9 protein-coding genes are annotated in these 10,420 nt (G+C 48.6%); 6 read left to right on the top strand and 3 right to left on the bottom strand.

Annotated features, from left to right (window positions below):
* Positions 1 to 567: 567 nt before the first annotated feature.
* Entirely contained in the window at positions 568 to 795 is a 228-nt protein-coding gene (locus GX659_07905) for a NifU family protein (protein ID NLD28701.1), read from the bottom strand.
* Between the two features lie 134 nt (positions 796 to 929).
* On the opposite strand from GX659_07905, the gene GX659_07900 reads away from it, so the two are divergent.
* The gene (locus GX659_07900; GenBank protein ID NLD28700.1) at positions 930 to 1,571 is read left to right on the top strand and encodes a hypothetical protein; all 642 of its coding nucleotides are present in this window, start codon (positions 930 to 932) and stop codon (positions 1,569 to 1,571) included.
* A gap of 180 nt (positions 1,572 to 1,751) precedes the next feature.
* Here GX659_07900 and thyX read toward each other — a convergent pair whose 3' ends face one another.
* On the bottom strand, positions 1,752 to 2,537 hold the full coding sequence (thyX, locus tag GX659_07895; GenBank protein NLD28699.1) for an FAD-dependent thymidylate synthase: 786 nt from the start codon (positions 2,535 to 2,537) through the stop codon (positions 1,752 to 1,754).
* Positions 2,538 to 2,557: 20 nt separating this feature from the next.
* Positions 2,558 to 5,866 (bottom strand): vitamin B12-dependent ribonucleotide reductase, encoded by a 3,309-nt coding sequence (locus GX659_07890; protein NLD28698.1) that lies wholly within the window; start codon positions 5,864 to 5,866, stop codon positions 2,558 to 2,560.
* Positions 5,867 to 6,353: 487 nt separating this feature from the next.
* Here GX659_07890 and GX659_07885 point away from each other — a divergent pair, with 487 nt between their 5' ends.
* The 5 genes from GX659_07885 to GX659_07865 all read left to right on the top strand — a co-directional run.
* Positions 6,354 to 7,181 carry a DUF116 domain-containing protein gene (locus GX659_07885; protein ID NLD28697.1) on the top strand — a complete coding sequence of 276 codons (828 nt, stop codon included), beginning with the start codon at positions 6,354 to 6,356 and terminating at the stop codon, positions 7,179 to 7,181.
* 93 nt (positions 7,182 to 7,274) lie between these two features.
* Positions 7,275 to 8,189, top strand: a complete 915-nt coding sequence (locus GX659_07880; GenBank protein ID NLD28696.1) for a hypothetical protein — start codon at positions 7,275 to 7,277, stop codon at positions 8,187 to 8,189.
* Positions 8,189 to 9,187 carry a TRAP transporter substrate-binding protein DctP gene (gene dctP, locus GX659_07875; protein NLD28695.1) on the top strand — a complete coding sequence of 333 codons (999 nt, stop codon included), beginning with the start codon at positions 8,189 to 8,191 and terminating at the stop codon, positions 9,185 to 9,187. The genes GX659_07880 and dctP overlap by 1 nt, the downstream gene beginning before the upstream one ends.
* 18 nt (positions 9,188 to 9,205) lie before the next feature.
* Positions 9,206 to 9,736: a TRAP transporter small permease gene (locus GX659_07870; protein ID NLD28694.1), complete on the top strand. Its 531-nt coding sequence runs from the start codon at positions 9,206 to 9,208 to the stop codon at positions 9,734 to 9,736.
* A partial coding sequence (locus tag GX659_07865) for a TRAP transporter large permease subunit (protein ID NLD28693.1) occupies positions 9,733 to 10,420 on the top strand: 688 nt, incomplete at its 3' end. The genes GX659_07870 and GX659_07865, both read left to right, overlap by 4 nt.

The following is a 10,420-nucleotide window of genomic DNA, read 5'->3' as shown; positions in this document are numbered from 1 at the left end:
TAAGCTTTTCTCCGACCGTCATGGTTTCCTCCTTCCCCTTTTGGGGTGTTTAGAGACTCCCCGGGAAGGTGCCATGGCGGTTTCTTTTTTCAACCACCCTCTGTCAGATTAAATCGTGACTAGTTCAAATTATAAGAATCGGTTGTGATAGGATCTGACATTTACTTCCTATTTTGACAGGTTTCCCCTTCGTCGACTGGGCGCACTTCGCCTCCCTATCCGTCGTCATAAATCAGTCGCTTTCATCTGATTTGGATATCCTCCTCTGTCGGCCTCCAAATCAAGAAAGCGATCTGATTTTTAACTTCCGGATACGATCGGTCTCGTAGACGCGCCAATGTCTCCTTCAGGGGAACCCTACCAAAACAGAAGTGAATGTAAGATTGTTAGCCTGTTTTTAAACACGCCTAATCAGATATTGATTTATGGGCACATCTAAAAACTATCTGCGTTAGCCGCCTGCCTCGGAAAATTCACGTATCTTCGCGGATAAGGCTCGCTCCAGACACGTGAATTTTCCGGTCGCGGCGGCTCATCTTATAGTTTTTAGATGTGCCCATATATAGATTAACCCGTAACTACGGCCTTCAGTTCCGGAAATGCGGCTTTGAGTTCCGCCTCGACCCCGGCCTTCAAGGTCATCTGTGAAAACGGGCAGCATCCGCACGCGCCGACAAGCTTTACAACTACGGTATTGTCATCCCTCACATCTACGAGCTCGACGCCGCCGCCGTCCATCGCAAGCTTCGGGCGAACCTTGTCATCCAAAACTTTTTCAACCGCGTTTCTATCCATATATCCTCCTGAAGATGATATCTAATTATCGGCAGGGGTCGTACCATTCTGCGCACTTTATATGCAAGTCAATTCATTGTTGATCGGCATGCTCCTTTTGCATAGTATCCACCCCTCGAAAGGGGGCTTAAGAAATGACGCGCGTGGAGCTCAGAGAAAAAAGATTTTGGTTCGCCATAATGCTGGCATATTTCGGAATCGGCTATATGGCTACCAATTGGATCGCATCGATGGGAAGCCGTTTTTATGACTTCGGGATGTCCTTTGAAAATTCCATCCCATTCGTCCCGGTCTTCATACTCGGCTACGCATGCGTATACGGAGGCGTCTTTCTGGCATACGCAATCATAGACGATATCGAGGACTGGCGCCGCGCCGTCATAACCTTCTTCACGGCAACGACGATATGCTACGCATTCTTCCTTTTTATGCCGGTGAAGATGACGATGCGTCCACCGGTGGAATCACTCACAGGAATCTATGGAGCGATAACATCGGCTATTTTTGCCATCGATCTCCCATACAACTGTTTTCCTTCTCTGCATGTGACATATCCTGTCTTCATAACTCTGGTATCGTGGAGAAATCACAGGGTAATGAGGTGGGTAATGCTTGCGATGGCAATTATTGTTGCTGTTTCGGTCGTACTGGTTAAGCAGCATTACATAGCTGACGCCGTTGCCGGCATATTCACCGCCCTGTTTAGCTATCTCTTCGCATTGAAAACTGAAAAATTCTGGTTCAGGTCAAAAAATGCGGCAACTTGCAAGACGTAAAAATTCCAAAGATAATGATCGTGCGCTGAAAGGTCATCACCCCCGAATGACGATTGACAATGGACTATAGACCATTGACCAACTGCGACCGTTGGTTTTGGTCGATGGTCAATTGTCCATGGTCGAAGTTATTGTTGGAACGGGATCCGGCAACCTCAACAACTCGCCTGTGATGATTTGTCACACTTTAGAATGCACGACTTTCACAACTTCTACTCCATCCTCCAGAACGATATCGATGTCTCTCATCAGATTGGGGGATTCTTCCTTCATAATGCGACACATAGTGATGGCCAGCTCGCGAATTTCGGCATCGGCATGAACAGAGCCGCGCATCTCGAAGAAATGGCGAAGCGCTCTGCCATTTGCGGTGATGAAAATTTTCGTCTCGCAGGAATTAGGAAGAACGGATCTCGCCGACTGTCTCACTATCTTGCGCCTGTCTGTCTTTGGCATATCAGGATATAGCTGTTCGACATAAGGCTCCGCTGCCTCTACAAGCTCTATATATGCCCTGTGAGCATTTTCTATCGCTCCGAGCCATTTGTTATAGAGTTCCGGATTTTCACGATAAAAAGGAGGAACGACGAACTGGGCATCTCCCTCATCGACATAGCGCTGGCTTAGCTGCGAATATCCCCACCCTGCTCTGTGCCTTATGAGTTCATGAGTGAGAGATCGGCTGATCCCTGTCACCAAAAAATTCCAGACACAATGCTCGAGAACGGAGCCGTGATGGCTGGAAATTATCCTGTCGAGATATTCCTGATTGGACTTCCTTCCCCTGCCGAACGACATGTAACAAGTGCGGCCGGCCGATTCCGCCAAGATTTCCGCAGGCACTTCGGTGTCGGTCTGAAAAACCAATCCCTCGTCATCGAGAAAGGCCTTCATCATCTCGTCATCTACGCTCTGCCTGCCGACCAGATAAACCCTCGGGCCGGTTAAAATTTTTTCTTTCTTCATCTTATCTCCAAAAATCGAACTCAGGAACAGCCCATCGAATTTCCACAATTGAGACACTTGTAGCAAGCCCCATTCCTTACAGTTACGTGACCGCACTGGTCGCAGAAGGGAGCATCGCGCATGATGCCGGAGAGCTGCGCATTGGCGCTGGAAGCCGCGTTTTTGGACACACCTTGCCTCGTGGAAAGATTAACGACGACGCTGCTGGTCGATGCCGCCACCTGCAAACCATCCTGCGCCGCTGCGGCTTTGGCTGTGACAACCTTGGCGATTTTGGACAATCCGCTATCGTCATCCTTTTTGGATGCCTTGGACTTTTGCTCCTGCTCTTTCGTCATCTCGATCGCCGTGCTGCTTTCGATCTCCCTTTTTACATCCTCATCCCTTGTAGGCTTTACCTGTACGAAGTCAGTGCGTCCAAGATATTCCATCCCAAGGAGACGAAATGCGTAATCGATTACCGAGGTGGCCATCTTTATATTCGGATGATCGACGACGCCCTGCGGCTCAAATCTCGTAAATGTAAAACAATCGACGTACTCCTCGAGCGGAACACCGTACTGAAGCCCGAGGGAGATAGCTATAGCAAAACAGTTCATCATGCTCCTGAAAGCGGCCCCCTCCTTGTGCATATCGACGAAGAGCTCGCCGAGCGTTCCGTCTTCGTATTCGCCCGTCCTCAGGTAAACTTTTTGTCCGCCGATGCGAGCCTCTTGAGTGAACCCTCTCCTTTTCTTCGGAAGACGGCGGCGCCTGGGCTTCGGAAACTCCTGGGCTGACGCCATCCCATCCACGCTTTCGACGACCGCAGCTTCTTTCTTCTCCCTATCTTTGACAGTGTTTAAAGGCTGCGCATGCTTCGACCCGTCGCGATACAGAGCAACTGCCTTTAGGCCCTTTCTCCAGGACTCGAGATAGAGCTTCTCTATCTCTTCAACCGTGCATTCATTAGGAAGATTTATCGTCTTCGATATCGCTCCGGATATAAATTTTTGTGCGGCAGCCATCATTCTGATGTGCGCCATCGGAGCGAGATATCTCTTTCCATCTTTGCCGCACTTGCTCGCGCAGTCAAAAACCGGAAGGTGATGATCCTTCACATGAGGCGCGCCCTCTATTGTCATGTGACCGCATATGTGCTTGCTGGCTTCATCTATCTGCTCATCAGAGTAACCTATAGCCTTCAGGAGGTTGAACCCCGGCGCCGTGTACTGATCTTCAGTAATGCCGAAGCGAGCCATCGATTCCTTACCTAGAACATGGGAATTGAACGCAAACGTAATATCGAAAACTCCCGGAAGCGTTTTGTTTATTCTGGCGATATCCTCGTCTGAAAATCCCTTGTCTCGCAAACTATGCTCATTTATGTGCGGCGCCGCGTTGAGGGAATTGCTCCCCATGACGTAGGCAATGATATCGTTGATCTGTCCCTGCGTGTAGCCGAGCTTTCTAAGCACCATCGCAACAGAGCTGTTGACGATTTTGAAATATCCGCCGCCAGCCAGCTTTTTGAACTTCACCAGCGAGAAGTCAGGCTCTATTCCTGTGGTATCGCAATCCATCAGAAGGCCGATGGTGCCTGTGGGAGCGAGCACGGTTACCTGGGCATTTCTGTAACCGAAGCGCTCACCTTCCGCCAAGGCTCTGTCCCAAATTTCCCTTGCATGCTTTGCAACGGAAGAGGTCAGGTTGTCGGAAGGAATTTCGTATGAGTAGTCCCTGTGCATCCTTATCACTTCCAGCATCGACTCGCGATTCTTGGCGTATTCTTCAAAAGCACCTATCTGCGATGCGAGTTCGGCGGAAGTCAGATACGCAGTGCCGGTCATTATTGAGGTAATAGCGGCGCAAAGGGCTCGTCCCTCGTCGGAATCGTAGGGCATTCCATTTACCATCAGCAAAGTTCCGAGGTTGGCGTAACCGAGCCCAAGAGGCCTAAACTTGTGGCTATTCTTCGCAATTGGAAGCGTCGGGTATGACGCAAAATCGACGAGGATGTCCTGCGCTATGATGAATATCCTGCAGGCGTGCATGAAGCCATCGGCGTCGAATGTGCCTGTAGCTTCATCGTAAAACTTCATAAGATTTATGGAAGCCAGGTTGCATGCGCTGTCATCGATAAACATATACTCGCTGCAGGGGTTCGACGCATTGATGCGCCCCGAATTTTTGCACGTGTGCCACTTGTTGATCGTGGTATCAAACTGGAGCCCCGGATCGGCGCAACTCCACGTGGCATCCGATATTTTTCTCATAAGATCGCGTGCTGAGTATCCCTCGAGTATTTCGCCAGTGGTACGCAACTTTGTCTGCCATTTGTCGTCGTTGAGAAAGGCATACATGAAATCGTCGGTTACGCGCACGGAGTTGTTGGAATTCTGGCCGGATACGGTCTTGTAGGCCTCTCCGTTGAAATCGGAGGAATATCCCGCCTCGATTAGAGCCGCGACCTTCTTTTCCTCCTTCTTCTTCCACTCTATGAAATCGATAATTTCGGGGTGGTCCGCGTCAAGGATGACCATCTTTGCAGCGCGTCTAGTCGTGCCTCCCGACTTCGTCGCGCCAGCGCCGCGATCCAGTACCTCGAGAAAACTCATCAGACCGGAACTTGTGCCGCCACCTGAAAGTTTTTCATATTTCGATCTCAAACTGGAAAAATTGGTCCCGGTTCCTGAGCCAAATTTGAAAAGCTTCGCCTCATTTTTTGACAGCTCGAAGATGGACATGAGATCGTCTTCAACTGATTGTATGAAGCACGCCGAACATTGCGGGCTGGCGTAGGAATTTTTCGTAAGCTCATACTCCTTCGTCTCATGATTCCAAAACCAGTTCCCCCCGCTCCCCTCGATGCCATAGGCGTGATAGAGCCCGCAGTTGAACCATACCGGCGAGTTGAAGGCGCCGACCTGGTTTATCAGCATATACGAGAGCTCGGCCTCGAAAATATCGGCATCCTCTTTTGAAGCGAAATATTTTCCAATACGCTCTCCCGCATCGCGTATAGTACTCGTTATTCTGCCAACGACCTGAGCCGCGGATTTCTCGCACCCACCCACTGGGACGCCCCTCTTGCGAAAATATTTTGAAACGAGGATGTCGGTAGCAAGCTGGGACCACCCTTCAGGGACCTGTACATCCTCCATTCTGAAGACAATTGAACCATCGGGATTCGTGATGAGGCTGTCGCGCTTGTCGTACTTCAACTCTTCAAGAGGATTTACACCACTTCTTGTGAAGCGCCTGGAGAGGGAAACCCCGCTTTTCGCTACCTTCAAAACTTTTCCCTTTTTAGCGTGTTTGGTAATTTTCTCAGCAGCCTTAATAACCATCTATCCTCCCTGAAAATCCGAAGCGACCCGACCTCGGGCGACAAAAGCACTGTCGCATAATCCTATTTGTAGGACGTTGAAAAGGCAGTTTTAATGAAAACGGCTGTGGATAACAACTTATTAGAAAAGAATTCAATAAATTCCGTACGTTACCAAACTTATCCACAATTTTCCCCGTCTTTATCCACAATATCTAGTGTTGTATAAAGAGAAATAACCACAACATATAGTGGAGTCAAACTAAAAAAGCTGTTTTTTTGCTTTTGCCTTGCTTCCTCATATAAATTGCCGATATAGAGTTTTCCCCGACCGAGGCATCTTGGAAATCAGGAATGCTTCGAAGAAGTGACAGGCGCGTAAAATCCTCGTCAATACAGCAAATGCGCGTAACGACGCCGTCAAAAGCTGGTTTATCAAGCATCTAATCTTTTTAACTAAAAAAATTTTTTATTAATGAACCCTTAGGAAAGCAAAAATCAAAATGGTCATGGATGCAAAGAAAATAGAAGAGGGAAAAGTTCAGACTAGAAATCTCGGCGAAGAATGGGAAGGCTGGAAAGGAGAAAAAAGAGAGGATACCTCCGAGGGGAAATCTCTCTTTCTCGCCATCGGAAGCTTTGTGGTTCTGCTGCTTGACCTCTTGATCATCGGATTCACCTACATGATATCCCCAAGGCTTGCGAGCTGGCACAGCTTCCTTCCGCTTGTCGCATGGACAATCGTCACAATCGTCATCCTGATGACAATCGTATGGATGACCCAAATAATTCTGACTGCCGTAACAGGAAAAAACTTTCTATTCTTGTCAAACCCTCTGAAATACCTGTTCGACATAGTATTTGAAGGATCGTTCAAAATTTCCAAATTTTTAGGGATCTCCAAAGACAGGCTCGGAAACTCATTTGTGAAATCATACAATGAGATGTCTCGCGCTACGAAAAGGCATGAATCGGATGAAAAACTTTTAATTCTCCTTCCTAGGTGCCTCACCAAGGAGCAGATCAAGGAGATCACTTCTCTAAAGGAAAGATATCCCATTGAAATTCACGTCGTTTCGGGAGGGGAACTCGCTCGCAGGAAGATAAAGGAGTCTAGACCGACAGCGGTCATCGGCGTCGCATGCGAACGCGACCTCGTAAGCGGGATACGAGACGTGGGTAGAAAAATTTCTCTCATAGGAATCCCAAACAAGCGCCCTGACGGCCCATGCCAGAACACGGTTATAGAAATAAAAGAGTTGATCGACGCCATTGAGTTTTACGTCGGCCCTCCCTCGCAAGAGGAGGAAAGATCCGAAGAGTTGAAATGGCTATAATCCCATCGTTTCAAGTATATGCATTGCGTCAAAGCATCGTGTAACCGATATTGATTTAAGATTTTGGAACTGCTAGGAGACCGGACTTATATTATGAAGATACGCGGCAAAACCATTTTTCTTCTTTCAACACTAATCGCGCTGATATCTATTTCTGCCTGCAGCCCGAAACATATCGCCACGGGCGTCGTCGCCGACATCGGAAGCTCCGGTATGATATCGATGGAATCCGAAACCAGTGTGGAATTCGCGCGCAGCGCCTCTCCAGCCCTCATAAAAACGCTCGAGGTTCTTCGGTACGGAAACAAGAAAAATTCCACCGCCCTGACGCTGCTTTCGAAGGCATATGGTCAATACGCATTCGGCTTCATCGAAAACGACATGCTCTCCGCAAAAAACGGAAGCCCCGAAAAAAAGTCGCTCCTCTCCGATGCGGAGTTATTCTACAGGCGTGGAAAGGAATACGGAATAGCAGCTCTGATCAAGAACAAATCGATGAAAAAAGCTTTTAAATCGCATGTTTCCCTTTTTGAAAAGGAAGTTAAAAAAATGGGGAAAAATGACGTCGATGCCCTTTTTTGGACCTCATTCAATTGGGCAAATTGGCTTAATTTGAACATCGATGACCCCTCTGCCATCGTCGATCTGCCAAGAATTGAGGCGATGGTCAGGAGAGTTATAGAGCTGAATGAAAATTTCTATTTCGGCTCCGCACACGCGATACTCGGCACGATAGCCGCATCGAGGCCCGAAATGCTTGGAGGGGAGCCCGAACTGGCAAAATCCGAGTTCATCCGCGCAATGGAGATCTCCCCGTCAAACCTGATGACAAAAGTCATGTACGCGACGTACTACGCAAGGCGGATTCAAGATAAAAAACTCTTTGAAGATACACTAAATGACGTCATATTTTCCGATGTAAAACCGCAGGATGGACAGCAGCTCTCCAACGCCTTAGCCAAAATTCGCGCCAAAAGACTTCTGGAAATGAAAGAGGAGGTATTCTGATGAAGAAAACAGCCTTTCTTGTCCTGATGGCGGCCGTTTTGTTTTTTGGAACTTCCGCTGACGCCCTTGAAATCAAAATCGCCATTCTGGCCCCGGAAGGAACTACTTGGCACAAAGTCATGGCCGCATGGAACGAAGAGCTCTCGCAGAAAACATCCGGAAGAGTTTCAATAAAAATATATGCTGGCGGAGTTCTCGGTGATGAAAAGGACGTCATACGAAAGATGAACATAGGCCAGGTTCATGCTGCCGGATTCACCGGCCTTGGCCTTGGGATAATAAATCCGGAGGTCCGTGTTCTGGAACTCCCAACGCTGGTATCGAATTACGCTGAAGCGGACGCCCTGGCCAAAGCGCTTCAGCCGAGATTGAAATTGGGATTCGATAAAAAAGGTTTTGTACTCCTCGGATGGGCTGAAACCGGATTTGTGTACATATTTTCCAACAGTCCGATCGCCTCTCCTTCCGATATGGATGGAAAGAAGATGTGGGCCTGGGAGGGAGATCCTCTCGTCGAAGCGATGTACAGGGAATTTAAAATAGTTCCTATTCCGCTCCCACTCACGGACGTGAGAACATCGCTCCAGACACATCTCATCGATGCGGTATATACGCCTCCTCTTGGGGCCATCGCACTGCAGTGGTTCACTCAAACCAAGTACATAACCGACCTTAAGCTCTCCGATTCGACCGGCGGCATCCTGATAACCAAGAAGGCAATGCAGATGATATCGCCCAAGGATCAGGAAATCCTCAAGGAGACCGCAGAGAAATATTCCAAGCAGTTGGTCGAAAGGACGAGATCGGAAAATGAAAAATCATACCAGACCCTCCTCGAGTCCGGCCTCACGCAGGTGAAAGTCCAGGATGATGAACGGGAAAGAATCACATCCACATGCAGAAAAGTCTGGGATTCACTCGTCGGCAAGCTATACAGCAGAGAATTGTTAAACGAAGCGATATCGGCTGTGGAAAGCCACCGTTCATCGAGCAAATAACCCCTTTTCGGAGGCATTTTGCAGCATCTCTTGAATTTTTTCATATTCATAGACAGGTCGTTCGCAAAGATAGTGCGGGCGCTCCTTATCATGATATTGCTCTCCATGGTGGCCTTCGTCGTTCTTCAGGTCATCTTGCGAAACATATTTCACAGCGGAATATCTTGGGCCGATATCGCATCCAGGCACATGGTGCTATGGATCGCATTTCTCGGCGCAATGCTAGCCACTCGCAGCAGGCATCACATATCGATAGATGCTCTCACAAGACTTTTGCCACACACCTCCAGAAACGTTTTGAGAATAGTGCTCGACATGCTTTCCTGCGCTGTCTCTGTAATACTCACAAATGCCTCATTCGCTTTTGTTATATCAGAAAAGACAGCAGGCTCTGAACTCTTCATCGGCATTCCAACCTGGATAGCACAGGCCGTGATACCATTCGGATTCTTTATAATAGCGATCGAATACGCCATAGGCATAGGGCTCGACATCTACAGGATCAGAAAATACGGCGACAAGCACGTCGCAGGCAGGGGGCGCGAATGAGCACCCTCTACATATTGGCACTGGCTCTGTGCGCCATATGCGGCGCTCCTCTGTTCATAATAATAGGGGGCCTGGCTATCGTCCTATTCACCGCCGTAGGAATAGATCCCCAAGCAGTAATAATAGACATGTATCGTCTCGCTTCGGCGCCGATGTTGATAGCGATTCCGCTGTTTACCTTCGCGGGCTATCTTCTTGCAGAATCAAAGTCTCCAGAGCGAATGGTAAACCTCTACAGAGCCCTTTTCGGATGGATCCCTGGCGGGCTTGCCGTCGTATCCTTTGTGGCCTGTGCTTTTTTTACGGCGTTCACTGGAGCATCGGGAGTGACTATAATCGCGCTGGGAGGCCTACTCTACCCAATCCTCATCAGCGAAAAATATTCGGAAAAATTTTCCCTGGGTCTGCTCACTACAGGAGGGAGTTTGGGACTTCTTTTTCCGCCCAGCCTCCCGCTGATACTTTTTGCAATAATTTCCCAAGTGAACGTAGATGCTCTTTTTCTCGCCGGAATCGTGCCGGGAATAATCCTGGTGCTTCTGTTGTCGCTATTTAGCACATATGTAAGCATCAAACAAAAAACGACACGACAAAAATTCGAGCTTCGAAAGGTATTCAGCTCGCTACGCGACGCCGCCTGGATAGTTCCCCTCCCCTTCATCGTCCTGGTAGGAATCTACGGAG

It is taken from the genome of Myxococcales bacterium (assembly GCA_012513515.1).
Classification (GTDB): Bacteria; UBA10199; UBA10199; order 2-02-FULL-44-16; family JAAZCA01; genus JAAZCA01.
The sequence above is the reverse complement of the archived record's forward strand: the minus strand, read 5'-3'. Positions and strand labels throughout refer to the sequence as shown.

Coding starts and splice junctions, on each gene's coding strand:
- GX659_07885 (NLD28697.1), top strand. CDS start 6,354: ATGGATGCAAAGAAAATAGAAGAGGGAAAAGTTCAGACTAGAAATCTC.
- GX659_07880 (NLD28696.1), top strand. CDS start 7,275: ATGAAGATACGCGGCAAAACCATTTTTCTTCTTTCAACACTAATCGCG.
- thyX (NLD28699.1), bottom strand. CDS start 2,537: ATGAAGAAAGAAAAAATTTTAACCGGCCCGAGGGTTTATCTGGTCGGC.
- GX659_07890 (NLD28698.1), bottom strand. CDS start 5,866: ATGGTTATTAAGGCTGCTGAGAAAATTACCAAACACGCTAAAAAGGGA.
- GX659_07905 (NLD28701.1), bottom strand. CDS start 795: ATGGATAGAAACGCGGTTGAAAAAGTTTTGGATGACAAGGTTCGCCCG.
- GX659_07900 (NLD28700.1), top strand. CDS start 930: ATGACGCGCGTGGAGCTCAGAGAAAAAAGATTTTGGTTCGCCATAATG.
- dctP (NLD28695.1), top strand. CDS start 8,189: ATGAAGAAAACAGCCTTTCTTGTCCTGATGGCGGCCGTTTTGTTTTTT.